The 17,589-nt window shown below is 56.6% G+C and carries 15 protein-coding genes; 4 read left to right on the top strand and 11 right to left on the bottom strand.

Going from position 1 to position 17,589, the window contains the following annotated elements:
• The first annotated feature begins 1,315 nt into the window (after window positions 1–1,315).
• Both PMX21_RS08740 and PMX21_RS08735 read left to right on the top strand, forming a co-directional pair.
• Window positions 1,316–2,992 (top strand): ATP-binding cassette domain-containing protein, encoded by a 1,677-nt coding sequence (locus PMX21_RS08740; protein WP_271759163.1) that lies wholly within the window; start codon window positions 1,316–1,318, stop codon window positions 2,990–2,992.
• 1 nt (window position 2,993) lies between these two features.
• On the top strand, window positions 2,994–3,245 hold the full coding sequence (locus PMX21_RS08735; RefSeq protein WP_271759162.1) for a hypothetical protein: 252 nt from the start codon (window positions 2,994–2,996) through the stop codon (window positions 3,243–3,245).
• Between the two features lie 356 nt (window positions 3,246–3,601).
• On the opposite strand, the gene PMX21_RS08730 is transcribed toward PMX21_RS08735, so the two are convergent.
• The 11 genes from PMX21_RS08730 to PMX21_RS08680 all read right to left on the bottom strand — a co-directional run bounded on the left by PMX21_RS08730 (window position 3,602) and on the right by PMX21_RS08680 (window position 15,642).
• Window positions 3,602–4,867, bottom strand: a complete 1,266-nt coding sequence (locus PMX21_RS08730) for an ATP-binding protein (RefSeq protein ID WP_271749050.1) — start codon at window positions 4,865–4,867, stop codon at window positions 3,602–3,604.
• 271 nt (window positions 4,868–5,138) lie between these two features.
• Window positions 5,139–5,408 (bottom strand): hypothetical protein, encoded by a 270-nt coding sequence (locus tag PMX21_RS08725; protein ID WP_195362220.1) that lies wholly within the window; start codon window positions 5,406–5,408, stop codon window positions 5,139–5,141.
• 99 nt (window positions 5,409–5,507) lie between these two features.
• The gene (gene dnaB / locus PMX21_RS08720) at window positions 5,508–6,866 is read right to left on the bottom strand and encodes a replicative DNA helicase (RefSeq protein ID WP_195362219.1); all 1,359 of its coding nucleotides are present in this window, start codon (window positions 6,864–6,866) and stop codon (window positions 5,508–5,510) included.
• Between the two features lie 139 nt (window positions 6,867–7,005).
• Window positions 7,006–7,818 (bottom strand): helix-turn-helix domain-containing protein, encoded by an 813-nt coding sequence (locus PMX21_RS08715; protein ID WP_152067967.1) that lies wholly within the window; start codon window positions 7,816–7,818, stop codon window positions 7,006–7,008.
• 159 nt (window positions 7,819–7,977) lie between these two features.
• On the bottom strand, window positions 7,978–8,166 hold the full coding sequence (locus PMX21_RS08710; RefSeq protein WP_152067968.1) for a hypothetical protein: 189 nt from the start codon (window positions 8,164–8,166) through the stop codon (window positions 7,978–7,980).
• Window positions 8,167–8,756: 590 nt separating this feature from the next.
• Window positions 8,757–9,164, bottom strand: coding sequence for a hypothetical protein (locus PMX21_RS08705; protein WP_152067969.1), 408 nt, complete (start codon window positions 9,162–9,164; stop codon window positions 8,757–8,759).
• A gap of 34 nt (window positions 9,165–9,198) precedes the next feature.
• On the bottom strand, window positions 9,199–9,456 hold the full coding sequence (locus PMX21_RS08700; protein ID WP_152067970.1) for a plasmid partition protein ParG: 258 nt from the start codon (window positions 9,454–9,456) through the stop codon (window positions 9,199–9,201).
• The gene (locus PMX21_RS08695) at window positions 9,446–10,072 is read right to left on the bottom strand and encodes a ParA family protein (RefSeq protein WP_152067971.1); all 627 of its coding nucleotides are present in this window, start codon (window positions 10,070–10,072) and stop codon (window positions 9,446–9,448) included. Before PMX21_RS08695 ends, PMX21_RS08700 begins: the two co-directional genes overlap by 11 nt.
• Window positions 10,073–11,249: 1,177 nt before the next feature.
• Window positions 11,250–11,429: a hypothetical protein gene (locus tag PMX21_RS08690; protein ID WP_271749016.1), complete on the bottom strand. Its 180-nt coding sequence runs from the start codon at window positions 11,427–11,429 to the stop codon at window positions 11,250–11,252.
• Between the two features lie 143 nt (window positions 11,430–11,572).
• The gene (locus tag PMX21_RS08685; RefSeq protein ID WP_271759161.1) at window positions 11,573–12,226 is read right to left on the bottom strand and encodes a hypothetical protein; all 654 of its coding nucleotides are present in this window, start codon (window positions 12,224–12,226) and stop codon (window positions 11,573–11,575) included.
• Window positions 12,227–12,291: 65 nt separating this feature from the next.
• Window positions 12,292–15,642 carry a CAP domain-containing protein gene (locus PMX21_RS08680; protein WP_271759160.1) on the bottom strand — a complete coding sequence of 1,117 codons (3,351 nt, stop codon included), beginning with the start codon at window positions 15,640–15,642 and terminating at the stop codon, window positions 12,292–12,294.
• Window positions 15,643–15,781: 139 nt separating this feature from the next.
• Between PMX21_RS08680 and PMX21_RS08675 the strand changes: the two genes are divergently transcribed.
• Window positions 15,782–16,000, top strand: a complete 219-nt coding sequence (locus PMX21_RS08675; RefSeq protein WP_271759159.1) for a helix-turn-helix domain-containing protein — start codon at window positions 15,782–15,784, stop codon at window positions 15,998–16,000.
• 135 nt (window positions 16,001–16,135) lie between these two features.
• Window positions 16,136–17,401, top strand: a complete 1,266-nt coding sequence (locus PMX21_RS08670) for an ATP-binding protein (RefSeq protein ID WP_195362215.1) — start codon at window positions 16,136–16,138, stop codon at window positions 17,399–17,401.
• Window positions 17,402–17,589: the final 188 nt, after the last annotated feature.

The raw sequence follows: 17,589 nt of genomic DNA, 5'->3' as shown, positions 1-17,589 counted from the left end.
GCTCGCATTGCGATTCGGATTAGCGAGTCGGTTTTCATGCGGCGGTCAAGCCGCCTATGATCGCGACCTTCGGTCGCTATCGATTTTCAAAACTCGCGTTTTGTTTTGACGCGAGTTGAGATGCGAAACGAAAAACCGAAACGCCCGCGCGAGCCGTTTCGACTTTTGCGCGGGCGTTTCGAATCAAATGAAAATTAATACGATGAGTTTTTGAGTTTCACGCTTCATAACAGATTTAAAAACTACGGCGTCGATTCCAGCTGCCATCAATCAACCGATGCAGTCGCAGTCGACTTACCAACCCAGGTCCAAGGGCGGAGCCCTGGCAAGAGCCAACGGCTGCGAACTTGTGGCTACATTTACGATGGAGGTACAAGTTTGCGTCTCTTGCGAGATTTTTCATCTCACAGCACATTTCACGGCAAACCATCGCCGCGCTTAGATCGCCTCGGTGTCCGGTGGCTGTCCGGTAGCGAACCTTTTACCGAGACGCACCGGAGACATTGCGTAACTGTGTCATGCCGCAACAATGTAAAAGTGTGACTGCCGAACTGTGTAATAACGCAATAACGTAACAACGTTATTGCGTCACTTTTTAACGCCGCCAAGGGCGCCGGGTTTTTAGGGCAGAGCCCTAGTGCGCCGCCGGGCTTTGTACGGCGGCGCACGACACTTGCGGAAAATTTTCAGGCGCGATTAGTTCAATGTTCAATTGTTCTGCTATTCCACAGTCACGTTGTTCTGTTATTTCGATTTGCCGTAATCGCGTTATCGCACAGCTACGCTACTACGTAGTTACGTTATGACACAGTTGCGTTGTGTCATAGTTCGGTTCCGCAAGAGTCGTACGCCGCCGTACAAAACTGCGTTTTGCCCGGCGGCGTACGATTTAGGGCTCTGCCCTAAAACCCGGCACACGGCAAAACGAAATAACAGAACTATGTAATAACGACATTACGTAAATACGGCATTGCTGAAAAAGTGAATACCGTTGACACTCCCCGTAGTTGAAACCAGGGGTTTTACGACGGTTTTGATAATCTATGTGGTCAATATGATGCCGTTGAACCCGCATATCGATACCGCTCAGCCATTCGCCTCGCCCCCGTCGCACGTATCTTCATCCGGTCTGTTACTTTTAATCTAACGATGCTTTGAGGAACGTAGGTGCTTCTAAATGTACTGTCGACTTCTTCTCAAACTAATCCTAAGAGACAGGGCCGTATGGATTTGTACGCTCGTTCTCGCTGCAGCCTTCTCCGTCCCCATTGCGTTCAATTCACCCATCTACGGGCCCTTCTTTATGAAACAGGGCATGCAGAGCTTTGTCGACGCATTCAATACGCGCGCGCCCCAGGCCAACGGCACAGACCTATCGCCAGAGCAGCAAAATGACGCGGAGCTTGCAAGATACGCGAACGCCGCCCTCGCCGCTCAAACCGACGCCGCCTTTCTCGACTCTGCCGAGAGCTACTACGCGCTCATGGGCGAAGGCTTCCAATCCGGGTCCATCGTGGGAGACCGAGAGACCAATGACGCAGCGCTCGCATATTGCCGTGCCCTGAGCAGCTCCGGCATCACGGATATCCCGGCCTCCGCAAACGACCTGCCATTCCTCTCCTTCCTGCCTTACGCCATTGCCACGGCGCCGTCTTTCCTTCCCTTCATCCCCTTCCTTCTCTCGTCGATACTCGTGCTCGGCGCCACAAGGCCCGGGACCCTGGCGGCAAAGGCGCCCGTGCCCAAATTCCGGCGCCTTATCCAGATCGTGTTTTCGATAATCGCCGCGGGGACCGCGATGCTCCTCGCCGGCCTCGCACCCGGGGGCATTTACGCCTTGGCCCTAAACGGCTTCGGGCAGATCGGGTACCCGATCGCCTTCTTCCATGACGGCGCGCTTGCCACCACGACCGCGGGAGACGTCTTCACGACCCTGCTTCTCGCGCTTCTTGCGGGCGGAACCTTGATATCCGTTTGTTCCGTCGTCCTATCGACCGCAACGAGGCGCGTCCTCGCGGGCCCCCTTGCCTCCGCGCTGCTTGTCGCGGCCCCGGCATTCCCGTTACTGTCCGATTCGGCACTAGGGCATAACGCCGCGCTCAATCTCCTGCCGCTGGCCGTATTCTCGCCTATCGAGGCAACGGGTTACGTAGGATGCTTCCCGACGGAATTCATTGGCTCCGGTTCAAGCGGTGCATCGATGCTTGCCGTGGCCCCGGCATACGTCGCGGTCTTTTTTGCGGTCGGCGCCGTTGCGACACGTTCGCCCAAACAGCCTGGACCCGCGAAAAAGCACCATGGGCTCGAGCTTCTGGACGCGAGCGTGGGATACGGAGGCACGACGATACTTTCAATCGGGTCGCTTTTCCTGAGCCCGGGAACGGCGGCGGGCCTCATTGCTCCCAACGGCTCGGGGAAAACCACCCTTCTTGAAGCGCTGTCGGGCCAATTTCCCACCCGCATCCGCTCGGGAAGCCTGGCGGCAGACGGAATCAGCCAACGTCAATCAGCCGAATTTGCAGAACTCGTCTACCTGAGCTCTTCAGGCGGCGCGGATCTCTATCCCACGCTATCGGCCATCGAGCACCTTGCTTTCGTTAGGGAGGCGTGGAAATCGGCCGCCGACATCGACTCGCTCTGCGACTCCCTCGGAATCTCCCCATATCTCGACAAGCCGACCCGTAAACTCTCGACAGGAATGAAGCAGCAGGTAAAGCTTGCCATGGCGATAGCGACCGATTGCCCGTACCTCATCCTCGATGAACCGCTGAACGGCCTCGATCCGGGAAAGCGGAAAACCTCCTGCGACGCGATGCGCAGCGAGGTGGCGCGGGGACGAAGCGTGCTCATTTCGAGCCATCTGCTCGACGACCTGGCAGACCTCACCGACTCGTTCTACTTCATCGAGGCCGGCACGCTCGTGGAAAAGATCAAGTCGTCCTCGCAGACGCTCAAGCAGGAATACCTCGATACATACGAGCGAGGTGAATGACATGAAACTATTTGAACAGCTGAAGTCCAATGCGTCGCGCATGGCTGTCTACGCCATCCTCGTGGCAACGGCTTTATGCGGAATCGCGGCACCCGTCTATGCGCTCAACGGGGAGAAAGGCGATGTCGAACCCGCGTACATGGCTTCGACGGTTAAGGACCGGTACAAAGCCTTCTCTGGAGACACGTTTTACGTAGCAGAGTACGACACGACCTACCGTCAGCTTCGCTACAACAAGGGCTCGACTATCTAGGCGCAGAGGCAATCAGCTATACGTCGGGTTGGTACGGCTCAAACTATGGACACATAACCCAGTTCAAGTGTAACTACCGTGTGTACAACTAAAGCAACCGGCTGGGACGAGGGGCGACGCAAAAGCGTCGCCCCCGTTTTTAACCATGCCAGCTGAACCTGGTTCAGGCTTCGATGCAAGAAGAAGCAGGCCGAGGATAGGAGACATTAAGGCTAATAGCCCGAACTCGTTGCCCGACCGTCACTATTAGTGACTATTAGACAGGACTTGCGGACGATACAGCTAATAGTCGGTACTTGCAAATCACCCGCGTGTACCGAAAGGTATGGCAGGAGTGGCTGCCGATACGCTGCGCGCTAGATGCCGATCGTATCGATGGGTGCGATGGTGATGCCGTCCGGCGTCGTGTGGGTAGGCATCCCGAACCCGATGACGATGAGCTTAGCCGCAGGCGGTCTTTCCCCGCGCTCGACCAGCTTCCGCTCTAGGCGAAGCAGGTTCTCGGATGCCTCCGGCACCTGCGGGCTTCCCAGCTTGACCTCGACCGCGATCCATGACCCGTCGCGCCTGTGGACGATGGCATCGACTTCCAGATCGTCGGCGTCGTGGTAATGCGAGACGGAGGCGTCGTTGACCGCCGCATAGACCTTGAGATCGTGCAGGACGGTGGACTCGAAGAGCAGGCCGAGGGTCTTCGGGTCGGCCGTCAACGACTCGGGATTCGCGCCGAGCAGCGCCACGGCGAGCGAGGGGTCCGCGAGATGTCGCTTAGCGCCCTGGCGCAACCTCACCGGGGATCTGAGCGCCGGGTGCCACGCCGGGATGTCGTCGACGATGTTGATCCGTCGCAGCGCGTCCATGTAACTCGCAATTGTGTTCTTCGATATGTCGCCGTCCAGATCCCTTTCAATGGCTTTCGTGCCGGAAAGAGTCGACTCGTTGCGAGCGAGCGAGCAGAGCAGGGACCTGACCTTTTCCGGGTCGCGTCTCACTCCGTCGATTCTTGAGACATCGGATTCGCACACGCCATCGATATAGGCAGCCGATATCCGCATCGCTTCGGCGGTCGTCCTACCGACCGCCTGAGGCCAACCGCCGCGGCAGAGAATATCGGCAACACCGCTGATGCCATCGATGGACCCGAGCGATGTTTTAACGGGATCGCCTGCAAACAGCGCACCGATCGAAACCGCACCAGACGAGACGCCAAGTTCGGAAAGCGTCATGGTGTCCATCCGCAGGCGGGAGATGCGCCCGACGCCGCTGTGCATCGGTCGGTCCGTATCGTTCGGCGTCGCCGAGCCGGTAAGGATAAACTGCCCTGGTTCCCCTCCCCTCGCATCGCACTCGAAACGCACTGCGTCCCATAGCTTCGGCTCCTCCTGCCACTCGTCGATGAGTCGCGGCGCCGCACCGGTTATCGCCTGAGCCGGGTCGAGGCGAGCGAGTTGAAGCGCCGCGAAGCCGCCAGCGGGATCGGAGAGAGAAAGCGATGACTCCGCAAAGCGGTGCGCCGTCGTCGTCTTCCCGCACCATTTCGGTCCCTGAACAAGTACCGCGCCGAAAATGACGAGGTCTCGTTCGATCAGCCGATCGACGCATCGGTCTATATATCTATTCACTAGTGCACCCCACTTCTTAAACAGAGAAATTATACTGTTTATCTGCTGCGTTGGGACAATTGCAGGTAATTCATTGGGACAATTGCAGGTAATTCATTGGGACAATTGCAGGTTGAACTATGAAGCTTGCACTAAAAGAAAGCCTATAAGAATGTAGGATGCATATAGCGCACGGGAGCGCTTATAGGCTTGGCAGAGCCGGCGCCCTGCGCGGATGGAAACAGTTTGGGGTTTTCTCCCAGCAGCTGAAGCCGCCCTAGTAGGGGCGGCTTCAGTCATTTAAAGGGATGAGCTCGTGCATCTCTCCCTTACCGGAATCAAGCCTTTCTGCAGCTACCTCTAGGTGTTTCTGGTTCTCTTTGCTCCAGAAAGGATCAATTTCCTCGACCGGGGTTCCAGTGATCTCGGTGACATCGTCGGCATCGACCTTGAGCTTTGCGACGATTTCTTCCACCACCCGGCGCCGTGCCTCATCTTTGATCTCCTCGCCGACCTCGCCAAACTCCATCGACGGCCCGTCCTTGCTCACCGGTCCATACATATGGATCCCCCTTTTTCAATCCATCTATTGCGATAGATCTTCTAGAAATTGGGCAAAAGCGTACTCATGCAACGTTGCATGAGTACACAATACACCGCATTATCGCGCTACGTTTCTTGCGGCAACGTAGAACCGGCAGTACTCCGGCTTGAAGACGAACTCAACAGTCCCGGTCGCCCCCATTCGGTTTTTAGCAACGATGACATTCGCGATGCCCTTGGCCGGACGTCCATCCATGTTCGCCTCTCGATCGTCGGCTGAACGGTCCAAGAACATAACGATATCGGCGTCCTGTTCGATCGAGCCGGAGTCGCGAAGATCAGACAACTGGGGCACTTTTCCGACGCGATTCTCAACCTGCCGAGAAAGCTGGGATAACGCAATGACGGGAACGTTAAGCTCCTTTGCGAGGATCTTGAGCGAACGGGAGATCTTGCCGATCTGAACGTTCCTGCTCTCGAACTTGCTTCCCTTGGGATCATCAACCAGCTGCAGGTAGTCGACGATGATGATTCCCTTTCCTTGCCCGCGAAGCATGCGCCTCGCCTTGGCGCGAATGGACGCGACGGTCGTTCCGGGCGTGTCGTCGATGTCGATTGGCAGAGCACTCACGGATGCCACGATGTTCTCAGCCAGGGCGCGGTCGCCCTCCTTGATAAGCCCATCCCTGATGGCTCCGATGGTCAAGCCGCTTGAAGCGCCGGCCGACGCGCTCGCGAGTATGCGCTGTCCTATTTCGGTAGCAGTCATCTCCAGCGAGAAGAGGCATACCTTCGTACCAACGCTTGCGATCGATGTTGCCAGATTGATTGCGAAAGCACTCTTACCGACCGCTGGCCGAGCGCCGAGGACGATGAGCTGTCCAGGCTCGAACGAACCGATAAGCTCATCGAGCTTGGAGAATCCAGTTTTGACATGGTCCGTCGCTCCGCCCGTCCTGGTCGCCTCGGCGGAATCGAGGACGAGACGTAAAGCGCTTTCCATGCTCTTGTAATCGCTTGGGACGGATTGCTCGGTCGCGGCGAGAAAGGTGTCCTGGACTGCGGAGATGTATTCCGCGGTGTCTATCGGCGGGTTATTGGTTAGCGACGTTACTTCAGCGGTCGCGGCGATGACATTACGGCGAGCGGTGTCACGTCGCAGGATGTCAACGTAGTGCTCATACGACGCCTGAGCAAAGTCGTCCGAGATGAGTTCGATGACGTATGCCTCGCCACCGACGGCAGCGAGCTTTCCGCTGCTCCGAAGCCCATCGATGACGGAGACGCAGTCGGCCCCGATACCCTTCGCATCAAGATCGCAAATCGCCTTGAAGATCGTCCTGTTCGACGGAGAGAAAAAATCTGACTCCGTGCAACTTGCCACGATTTCCACGCGTGAAACGCGGTTCGTCATGGCGGCGGCCAGCACTTTCTTTTCTGCTTCGATGTTGGACGGGAGTTTCGTTGGTAACGGCATATTTGGCCTTCCTACTGCGTACCAATGCAACGTTGCATGAATACGCAGTTGAATAATTTGCTATTTTCTAGATATTTTCTAGAAAGTATCTAGATTTATCCCTTAATGCGCACTGATGCAACGTTGCATCAGTGCGCATTTACTTGTTTCTCTTTCTCGACTTCTTGAGAATCGCTTCCAGTGCTCGTGTGCGGTCATCTTCGAGACGGACCGCAGCAACAGCGGCCCCCGACGCGATTTCCGGCACGACCTGCTTTCCCTGCTTCTTGAGCTCAATGAAACCTTGCTCGGCAAGATGCTTCCTAGCCTTTTGGAGCGCGGAGACGGAAATACCCAGGAGCTCTGCCAGCTCCGGGTTCTTCATCGCGCCGCGGGGGTGGTCCAGCAGACTTTGGGACACGAGGTCGCCGAACACGACACAGGCTGCATCGTGGAACGCATCACTTGCAAGCATGAATCGCGGCACGTGAAGGAACTGACCGCTAATCAATTCGCTTTTGGACATGCCGACAAAGTTACCGATTTCATCAAAGTCAACCGAAAGAGCCCCGCTTTCCGAGCGCACGACCCATCCCCAACCAACCATCTCGTTGATGGTTGTACTCACTCGGCACCGATCGATATCAAGTTCGACGGCCGTTGACTCACGAAGCTCGGAAAGACCAGATCCGATATGCGAGAGCAGGATAACGGTTCCGATCGAGCATTTGCGCCCATTCGGCATCGTCTTGCCAACCACCGAAACGAGACCGAGGCGCACGAGAAGCCATGGATAGTCCTTGAGCTCACGGGTTGCGACGGGGCGCTGCAGCACAGGCGCTGCAGCGGAAGTACCCAGATTGCCTCCACCAACCGAAAGCTCGGTTTGGAACACGAACGGCGCAGGGGCATCATTCGATTTTTCAGATTGACTGCCGACGGCGGCAGCCAGAGCGTTGGCCAAGCTGGTCATGATTATCACGACCTCTAGCCGACAGCATCATCTGCCAAGGTACATCCACAAAAACCAGCGGTAGAACCGAAGGTACTATGGTATGATGTCCTTGACAAATCGATATCACGTCGGAAAGAAAGACTCATTTGCTTGGCGGCTGCGAGTCTTTTTTTCTGCCTATTTTTCCTCATCGCCAGCCCGATCCTCGCGCTCATGAAGCATCTGGTTGCGCAAAAGCACGCCGATATACCCGGACTTGTTCATTCCGGTCTGCTCGGTAACCTCGGTAAGATAATCCACGAGCTCAACGGGAAGGGTGAGCAACACGCGCTTCTTGGACGGAGTTGCGTCCTTCTTGGATTCCATCTCAAATACCTTTCTGGCCGAATTTACATTGCAAATAGTATATCCGTATATATCACGATGTTCAAATATATTTCTTCACGGTTGAATGCGTTGTCATAACCCCTTAACGCGTACTCATGCAACGTTGCATCAGTACATAACGTTGCATGAGTACGCACATAGCGTTGCATGAGTACACATTTATGTTGCATCAGTACGTGATAAATAGGGGTTAACGTTGCATGAGTACATGTCCCTATATATGTAGAGAAAAGAGAATTGAGAATTAAGAGAGAGGGCCACAAGTGGCCTAGAACCCTTGCTTGAAACTCACTGAAAGACGAACGTCTTTTTGCAATCGTGAGGTGACTACAGATAGGGCATCTTTTTCAGCTGCTATCCATTCCGACATTCAGTCGACCTCACGTCTAGACCACGGAAACGGCCACAGAATCGAATATCTGACACTTTGGAACCAATTCGACCGTATTCCTCAGACTGCATTATTTCGATGCCTTAAATCGGATCTGAGAGCCTACAAGAAAGAAAAAGCACCTTCCGGTGCTCTTCTTGACTGACGTTTGATTAAGATATGTTCGCGAAATGCGATATCAGGATGCTTGTTCCAATTCTTCAATCAGATTGAGCAATCGGTTTACGGCTGGTCCTAGAAGGTCTGAAAGAGCGAGCGTGATTTCACTCCCTGATTCCTCCATTGCCATTGCGAGGCCCTTTAGGCCATGAAGCTCGATGGCGAACTTGTCGTAAATTTCGGCGCGCGTCTCCTCGGCCGTTTTCGTCGAGTCTTCGATGGCATCCTCTGGGATGGTGAACGAATCAATATTGTCGCTCTCTTCGAGCAGGCCGAGCAATCGGTTTACGGCTGGGCCGAGAAGGTCGGCCAGCGCGAACAGGGCTTCGTTTTCGGATGTGTTCATCACCTGCGAAAGCCCGCTGAGCCCGCAGAGCTCCGTGGTGATGTCGCCGCTGAGCTTCCTGCGTTTCTCGCTTTGAGTCATATCGGCTCCTTTTCTCATCGATTCCGAAACTAACCTATCGGTCTTCGTTTTCCGCCTCTTTAAGCAGTTCATCGACAGCGTTCTGCATCACAGCTGTCATCGTCCTGCCCTCCTGCTTGCAGTAGGCCTTCAGGGCTGCGTGCTTCTTTGCCGACACGTAAAACGTAATCATCTTGCGCTCGTCGGTCCCGGCATCACCCTTGTGTGCGGTGTCCTGGTTGTCCATGAGGCGCTTTTTGGCCGGCTTGGTGTTGTTGTTGGCAAATGCATTGAAGTTATTTTTAACGGCCATTCAGGGCCTCCCTGAGCTCGCTGTAGACGTCATCGTATCCGTAGAGTGCCGATCCGAACGGCAGCCCGAAGTAGCCCTTCAGGTCCTCCTTCTGGCGGATCGCCGTGTCGAAGTAGGAAATACCGCCGGCGGCAAGGTTTTCCTGCGCAGCCTTGAAACCGTTGGTGTTCGTCAGCACGCGGGTAAGAAGCACGGCGTACGGCCTCCCGTTCGCTTCCATCGTTTTCACGGTCTCGGCCGTTTTCACGAGGTCTGCGTTGCCGGTGCCAGTCGGCACGATGACGAAGTCCGACGCGTCCTGCGCCGCGTCCAAGATGGCCCCATTGGGTGGGCAATCGATGAAGGCCCAGCGGCCCGGATCGCCTTTGAACTTCTTCGCCGCCCGTTTGACGGTCGCGGGGTTCGCGGCGTCGACGGCGAAGGGAAGTTCCTCGCCGTTGTCCTCGGCGTTATCGGCCCAGAAGGTGGCCGATCCTTGCGGGTCCGCGTCGAGTACGACGACTTCCTTGCCGTCGCGAGCGGCGGCCGTCGCGAGCGCGATGCAGCTCGTCGTCTTGCCCACACCGCCCTTCAGATTGATCAGCGAAACGATCATTTTTGCACCGGTCCTCTCCATAATTCTTCTAGAACATTTCTAGAAACCTTCTAGATTCATTTTACCGCACCGCAATGCTCCATAACCCATGAATCCCTGCAAATCTAGAAATACTCTAGAAGTTTTATAGAAACTTACTAGAAGACTTCTAGATACGATCACGATCACGCGTACCTTTCTGGTTTGCGCCTTGATACGATAAATGGAGACTCAGTTGGGAGAGGGAGGGGGTTGTGGTGACTGGCTTTTGGCAAGTGTTTGCACTTCTGGGCCACCTCGGTTTTGCAACGGTCCTTACCGTATGGCCGAACGACTTCGGCCGTCATCCCCGCCTTATCCGTGCCATCGGCATTCTCGGGTTGATCACCGGCGCCCCGCGCGTTCTTCGATTTGGCCTAGCTATTTGAGAAGCGACGGCGCGGCAGACAAGCAGATTAAGGTGGAAGGAAATGACCAGGCGCCCACCGCGCCGCCATCCAAAGTGTATCGCTCGCCTTCAGCCTAATAGTTCCTAATAGTGCCCATGCACCTGACTATTAGCGACTATTAACCTAAAGACCCTGAAAATTCGTCTATTAACCGGTATTACCGCAGGAAGATAGCCAAATCCAGACGCCTCAACACCCGGAAGCCAACAATTTATTTCTATAATTCTTCTAGAAAATCCCTAGAAACCTTATAGAAGAATTATAGATTTAACTCATGCTGCGTCCCTTTTCGTTTCGGGCATACTGTCGGCAAGAAGACGATTTCAAGGAGGCGGACATGCTCCAGAACGTACTTGGCAGCGACGGACAGATGCACGCCGAGAACCAGGTCGGCAACATGAGAATCGACCTCACGACCGGTGAGACCAAGACGGTCGTTCCGTGAGCCGGTGGTATGAACACGGTCATTGGCCCCGACGGGACCCATACCGAGTTTCAGACCGGCCAGATGCGCCAGACTCTCGGTAAGCCCGGGTTCGACTGGTTGTTCAATAAGCACTGACAAACGGTCGGTAAAACATAGGCGCTCTTAAAAATATGTGAGCATAAGACCAGGCTAACATGTGCTCACAGACATATAGTCACAGCTGTAGATCGGTTTAATCCGCAGTCCGTAAGCTGAAGCTGCCTCAACGACCCGTGTCGGGCGAAACGCAAAAGGGGAATCCCTTTTGCGGGATTCCCCTTTCCGAGTCGTTATGCGATTTGTCCTACATCTGCCCGCGGCGCTTCTTCTGGTCGAGGAAGACGCCGGCCGCCACAAGGACGGTACCGCCGATGGCGAACGTCTCGCCGATGAGTCCCGCGCAGCGGACTCCGGGCGAGGGCTGGAGCAAGTTGATGGAAGACCTTACCGATTTGCGGAAGGTTTTGCCCGAAGCATCCGGCACCGCCGGATGCTTTTGGAACGGCCTCTCGTTTGATTGCTTTCCTATCGTTTGCTCCCAGACTGGGCGTCTAAAAAGGCGGCCGAACCGGCCGCCCACAAATAAATAAACATTTACCGAATGTAAGAGGAGAGGAACGATGCACATTACTCCCAGTGACCGGCGACGTCGACAACCCAATGCTGTCCCGTAGCCTGCTGTTCATAATGTCCCTGGTCCTCAGAGGTGGTATACGAATCATCTACAACGGATCCACCGATACCGCCGTTTTCGCCATCGTTAATAATCCAAGCGTAGGCGGCATCGGATGAATCGAAGGACCCTACCATAGTACCACCATGATTGACCCAGAAACGAGGATGACGCGTGTATACCACGTTCGGTACCCAGACCTGGCTGTAGTCGGTTTCCCAGTGGCCCTGCTCGGCAACCCATTTCTTCTGGCTGCCGCCGTTGGAAGAGGAATTGTTGCTGCTGGAACTCTGCGAATTGTCGGAATTCTGCTTGGACTGGGAGGAATCGCCCTTGCTGTCCGACTTCGAGGAATCGGAAGACTTGTTATCCTCCTTCTTGGAGTCATCGGACTTCTGGTCCTTGTCGTCGGATTCCTTCTTCTCCTCGGTCTTGGCTCCAGAGGTTTGCGCCGCCTTTTCTTCGCTCGCCTTCTTTTTGTCTTTATTCTTTACCGCTGTGGCGGCCCTTTCCGTAGAGCCGCTTCCTTGCTTTGCAACGCTGGCACATCCAAGTTGAGGTGCCGAAAGGCACACCAGAAGCGCAACGATAATAGCCTTTGTTCTCACACCGATCTCCCTGTCCATGAAACCGGGCGTTGGACACCAGCCGATATCCAACGCCCGGCTCGCTTTTACATCTGCTCGCGGCGCTTCTTTTGATCGAGGAAGACGCCGGCTGCCACGAGGACGGTACCGCCGATGACGAACGTCTCGCCGATGAGTCCCGCGCGGTCACCGGTCTGGGCGAGGTTGCCGGGCTGGGCGGTATCCGTGCCGGCGAGGTGCTTCGGGGTGTATGCCGCCTGCTGCTTTGCCGCCTCCTTTGCCTCCTGTCGTGCGATCTCATCGGAAAGCTTCTGCTCCGCTGCGATGCGGTCGGACTTCGCCTGCTCGTAGGCGGCGAGTGCCGCATCATAGCCGGACTGGAGCCCGTCCACCGCGGCCTGCTTCTCGTCCAGGATGGCCTTGGCAGGAGCGACCTTGGCACGTGCCTCGACTGCTGCGGCGAAAAGCGCGTTGAGGGCGTCATCCGCGTTCACATCATGGCCGGAAGCGATCGCCGCGCCGGCATCGATGGAGTTCAGCTTCGACAGCTTGGCGTCTGCCTGCGCCTTTGCCTGCTCGGCGGCGGAGACCAGGGACTCGGCGGCGATGGCATCCGCCTTCGCGGCATCGAGCGCGGCCTTGGTGTCATTGACAGCCTTTACTGCATCCTGCTCGCGCTGCTGTGTCTCTGCGAGCTTCGCGGCAAGACCGGTGAGGATGTCGAGGTTCGACTGTGCGCCCACAAGATCGGTCTGGGAGCCGGTGAGCCTGTCGGCGGCAATGCCGGTGTCGGCCTTTGCGGCATCGACGGCACGCTGGGCATTCGCGAGGGCGCGTGCGTTGCCGTCCGCCTTTTGCTTGGCGGCGGCGAGGACGGTTGCCTTCTCGGCCTGATCGGCTGCTGCCGCGTCATGGACGCTCTTTGCTGTATCGAGCGCCTTCTTGGCGTCGGCGACGTCCTGGAAGAACTTCGCGAGGTCCGCGTTCGCATCCGTGACGTCCTGCTGCTTGGCAGCGGTGTCCGCCTTGGCGGAATCCAACTTAGACTGTGCGGCCGTTACAGTTGCGTTGGCAGCATCAAAGGCGACCTGCTTCTGCTGGACGGTCGACTTTGCCGTATCGACTGCCGCGTTGGCGGCATCGAGGTCCGATTTCGCCGCATCAAGCTCAGTCTGGGCATCCGTGACGCCCTGCTGCTTGGCGGCGACATCAGCATTGGCGGCATCGACGGCACGCTGGGCATCCGTGACGCCCTGCTTCGCGGCATCGACACCTGCCTGTGCGGAATCCGCTGCGACCTGCTTCTGCTGGACGGTTGCGGCGGCGCCGGCGGCTGCCTGCTGCCTGGATGCGAGGTCGGCCTTGGCCGCGTCGAGTGCGCTCTTGGCGTTCTTGAGGCCGTTGATATAGGAGGTCAGCTTCTGCTCGTACTCGTCGACGGACATGGGATTCATGTTCCAGCCTGAACCTGCCCAACCAAGGTTTGCGGTATCGAGGCTGTCGGTCTGCCAGCCGTTCAAGGTTCCCTTGCTGCAGACTGCCATGCCCATATAGCCGATTTCGGGGCTGATGACATGCAGGTAGTGACCGACGGTTGCGGGATATCCGGCAACCTTGAAGTGCTGGTTGACATAGGATTCAATCCCGCTATGCGTCTTGTAGAAATCTACGGCATCCTTACCGGTTAGACCGGTGACGCCATAGAGCTCCTGAACCGCCTGATCGAAGAAAGCCTTTTCTTGGTCAACCCACTGCGGTTTCGGATCGGTTCCATAATTCCATGCGAGGTTTTCGGTCGTATCGAACTGCATGGAATGTCCAAACTTGACATCGGAATAGTTTGCGTTGGCTATCGCCGCTGCAATGAGCTTATAGGTGACCTGGAGTTCGGAGAGACCGACGGACTTGCGATACTCGTTGATGGACTTCATGTACGGGATTGCCGCGAGCATGTTGTCGAGACTGGTCGCATCGAGGCTGTTTCCGACCTCGGTGTAGTCCTTGTGTGTACAGTTCTGGATGATCTCGATGGCTGAATCGGCACCCATGGCCTTGAAGAAGCCGATGGCTCCCTGCTTGAGTTGTGCGTCGGCGGAGTCGAGTTTCGCCTGTGCCTCGTCGACCTTCTGCTGCGCGGCGGTCACGGCGGCGTCTGCGGTATCCTTTGCGGTCTTGGCGTTCGCAAGCTCTTCGTCGGCGGCTGCCTTGGCGGACTCAGCGTCCTTGACAGCCTGCTTCGCGGCGTCCAGCTTGGCGATGGCATCGGCGTTCGCCTGCTTGGCCGCATCGAGGTCGGAGTTCGCGGCATCGAGTGCGGACTGGGCGTCGTTCACGCCGGACGCGGCATCGACCGCGGCCTGCTGCTTCGCGGAGAGGGACGCCTGGGCGTCATTCAGATCGGTCTGTGCCGTTGCCGCGGCGGACTGCACCTGCTCGAGCTCGGACTCGCACTGGGACTGTGCCGCTTGTGCGGCGGCGAGGGTCGCCTCTGCGTCCGCGACCTTCTGTTTTGCCGCATCGTACTCCGGACCGCTGGCACCGGCCTCCGCTGCGGCGAGGTCGGCTTTCGCCTGCTCGTAGGCGGCGCTGGCGGCTGCGGCCTTCGCATCCGCCGTGTCCTTGTTCTGCTGGGCTGCGGCGAGGACGGTATCTGCGGAATCCTTTGCGGACTGGGCCGCGACAAGCTTGGACTGGGCATCGGCAAGCGTCGCGTTGGCGTTGGCGAGTTCGGCCTGTGCCCTGCTCACGGCATCCTGGGCGTCGCGCACGGCCTGCTCGGCGGCACTGATTGCCTCCGGGGTGGCGCTTACGGCATCGGCCTTGGCCTTATCGAGGGCATCCTTGGCATCCTGGGCCGCCTTGAGGGCGGACTGGTACGCTTCGTCCTTCTCGGACGCATCCGCCTTAGCGTCTGCGAGACCCGCCTTCGCCTGCTCGAGGTCCTTGCCGGCGGCATCGGCGGCGTCCTTGCCATCCGCGACCTGACGGGCGTACTCGTCCATCGCCGCTCGGTCGGCTGCCGTGCCGGCGCTGACTGCCGAATCGTAGGATGCCTTGGCCTGGTCGCGGGCGGAAGCCGCCTCGCTGTAGGGACCGGCGTCCTCATCGTAGGCTGCCTTGGCGGCGTCCTCCTTCGCCTTCGCCTCGTCGACCGCCTTCTGCAGGTCCGCGATGGTCTGTGCGGCGGATTTTGCGCCGGTACCGGATGCCGCGCCGGCGTGGGCGGCGATCGGCGACATCACGGCGGGGTGCTGTGTGCCCCCGTCACCGGTCTGGGCGAATGCCGCGAACGGCGAGATGAGGCTCGATCCGGCCATGGCGGCCATGGTCGCCGCGGTGACGGTCAGACGCGCGATCCCCTTCGGGGCGTGAATCTTTTTGCTTGGCAGTGCGGCGAAGTGATCGCCACCGGCAGCGAAGTGCTTTCCCTGGGTCATTGTGCTGTTCCATTCCTTTTCCGTGCCCTATCCGACTGGGCATCAGAGCGCTTTCCAATAGAGATAATTATGCGCCTTAACTGGGATTGTTGTATATAGTCCGTTGGCTTTTATACAACAATCCATGACTCTTTTTGTCATGGATACGACGCTTCAGAAATCATTCGGCATGAGATGCAAAGAGCTCCGCGCTGGACTCGGGTGCAGTCAGGAGCAGTTCGCCAATTTGATTGAAATGGATCGTTCCTACTACGCGAGCATTGAAATCGGTCGGCGTAATGTCAGCCTCTCAAATCTCAAGAAGATTGCCGACGGATTTCAAATCACCATTTCGGAGCTCATGCGCGGTGTTGAGTAGATGATTTTCACTTCGTGCATGTTTAATCTGTTTCGTTAACTGAAATGCGTAAATCTGGTTAATCAAAAAAGCAAAATCTGGTTAAATGAAAACGGTAAATTTAGTTAAACGCGCTGGTAATCAATGGTGAAAAACATGCCAAAAAAGTACTACACTCGAATTATCGAAAATGAGCTCGACCAGATGTTAGGGATATTCGGTGCCGTTCTCATCGAAGGACCGAAATGGTGTGGAAAGACAACCACAGCCGGGACCCGTGCGGCGTCCAGGCTCCTTCTCATGGATCCGTCGCGCAACTTCGAGAATCGTTTGCGTGCCGAGACGGACCCGGCGCTTGCCGTTTCCGGCGAGGTGCCGCGGCTAATCGACGAATGGCAGGAGGTTCCGAAACTTTGGGACGCGGCACGGTTTGAGTGCGACAACCGCGGCGGCGAGCCTGGCCAGTTCATATTTACGGGGTCGGCGACACCGCGAGACAATGAGCGGCCGATGCACAGTGGTGCTGGAAGGTTCGCTAAATTGCGCATGGATACCATGACGCTTTTCGAACTTGGGAAATCTAGCGGTGCGGTCAAGCTGTCGAGCATTATTTCTGGCGAAAAGTTCAATGGCGCTTTCGGGTCGTTGGATTCTGCCTCGATTGCCGAGTGCGTTGTTCGCGGCGGATGGCCCGCGGCGGTCGGGCGCGATGTACTGGCTGCGTCGGCGATGGCAAAACGTTATATCGGCATAGTTGCCGAAGAAGATTTATCTCGTGTTGATGGCTCTCGACGCGATCCCGAAAAGGTCAAAGCTGTTATCGAATCGCTTGCGCGCAATGAATCCACTTTGGCGACACTCAAGACGCTCGTAGCTGATCTTGGTGGAGAGGTATCGAGACAAACGGCGGCATCGTATATATCTCTTCTCGCTCGGGTCAGCTTCGTTCGCGATATTCCCGCATGGAATCCAGCAATGAGATCTCCTGTGCACTTAAGAGAATCAAAGAAGCATCATCTTGCTGACCCGTCACTTGCGGCCGCTGCACTCGGGGCGACTCCGGAGACCTTGCTGCTAGATTTCAAGACGCTTGGACTACTTTTTGAATCGCTGGCACTCCATGATTTGTGGGTTTATGCACGAGCAAACGGAATGAGTCTCTATCACTATCACGATTCTCGTGATCTAGAGGTCGATGCAGTCATTGCGGCTCCTGGTGGGACCTGGATCCCGGTCGAAGTTAAACTCAGCTCTGCTCAAATAGAAGAGGCATCTGACAATCTTGTTGCTGTCGAGGAACGTATGGTTGCTGCTGGAAACACCCCGCCGGTTTCTAAAGTAGCGATTATTGGATTTGGCTCACAAGCCTATGTTACCGACCGCGGCGTCCAAGTTGTTCCCTTGGATGTTCTTGCGCCGTGATGCTGCGGGCGAAGTGAAATCGACGCCGCAGTTTTTAGATTTGTTTTCTGAGATCTAAACCGCGAAACGCAAAATTTCGCCGCCTGGTTCTTCGTTTGATTCGAAACGCCCGCGACCGAAGGTCGCGATCATAGGCGGCTTGACCGCCGCATGAAAACCGACTCGCTAATCCGAATCGCAATGCGAGC

Origin of the sequence: Collinsella aerofaciens, from assembly GCF_028209885.1 — a bacterium.
Taxonomy (GTDB): Bacteria; Actinomycetota; Coriobacteriia; order Coriobacteriales; family Coriobacteriaceae; genus Collinsella; species Collinsella aerofaciens_BA.
The sequence above is the reverse complement of the archived record's forward strand: the minus strand, read 5'-3'. Positions and strand labels throughout refer to the sequence as shown.

Bases quoted from the DNA above. Each gene is read 5' to 3' on its own strand.
- PMX21_RS08695 (WP_152067971.1), bottom strand. From the start codon at position 10,072: ATGGAGAGGACCGGTGCAAAAATGATCGTTTCGCTGATCAATCTGAAG.
- PMX21_RS08725 (WP_195362220.1), bottom strand. From the start codon at position 5,408: ATGTATGGACCGGTGAGCAAGGACGGGCCGTCGATGGAGTTTGGCGAG.
- PMX21_RS08705 (WP_152067969.1), bottom strand. From the start codon at position 9,164: ATGACTCAAAGCGAGAAACGCAGGAAGCTCAGCGGCGACATCACCACG.
- PMX21_RS08710 (WP_152067968.1), bottom strand. From the start codon at position 8,166: ATGGAATCCAAGAAGGACGCAACTCCGTCCAAGAAGCGCGTGTTGCTC.
- PMX21_RS08740 (WP_271759163.1), top strand. From the start codon at position 1,316: ATGCAGAGCTTTGTCGACGCATTCAATACGCGCGCGCCCCAGGCCAAC.
- PMX21_RS08670 (WP_195362215.1), top strand. From the start codon at position 16,136: ATGCCAAAAAAGTACTACACTCGAATTATCGAAAATGAGCTCGACCAG.
- PMX21_RS08735 (WP_271759162.1), top strand. From the start codon at position 2,994: ATGAAACTATTTGAACAGCTGAAGTCCAATGCGTCGCGCATGGCTGTC.
- PMX21_RS08715 (WP_152067967.1), bottom strand. From the start codon at position 7,818: ATGACCAGCTTGGCCAACGCTCTGGCTGCCGCCGTCGGCAGTCAATCT.
- PMX21_RS08680 (WP_271759160.1), bottom strand. From the start codon at position 15,642: ATGACCCAGGGAAAGCACTTCGCTGCCGGTGGCGATCACTTCGCCGCA.
- dnaB (WP_195362219.1), bottom strand. From the start codon at position 6,866: ATGCCGTTACCAACGAAACTCCCGTCCAACATCGAAGCAGAAAAGAAA.
- PMX21_RS08675 (WP_271759159.1), top strand. From the start codon at position 15,782: ATGGATACGACGCTTCAGAAATCATTCGGCATGAGATGCAAAGAGCTC.
- PMX21_RS08700 (WP_152067970.1), bottom strand. From the start codon at position 9,456: ATGGCCGTTAAAAATAACTTCAATGCATTTGCCAACAACAACACCAAG.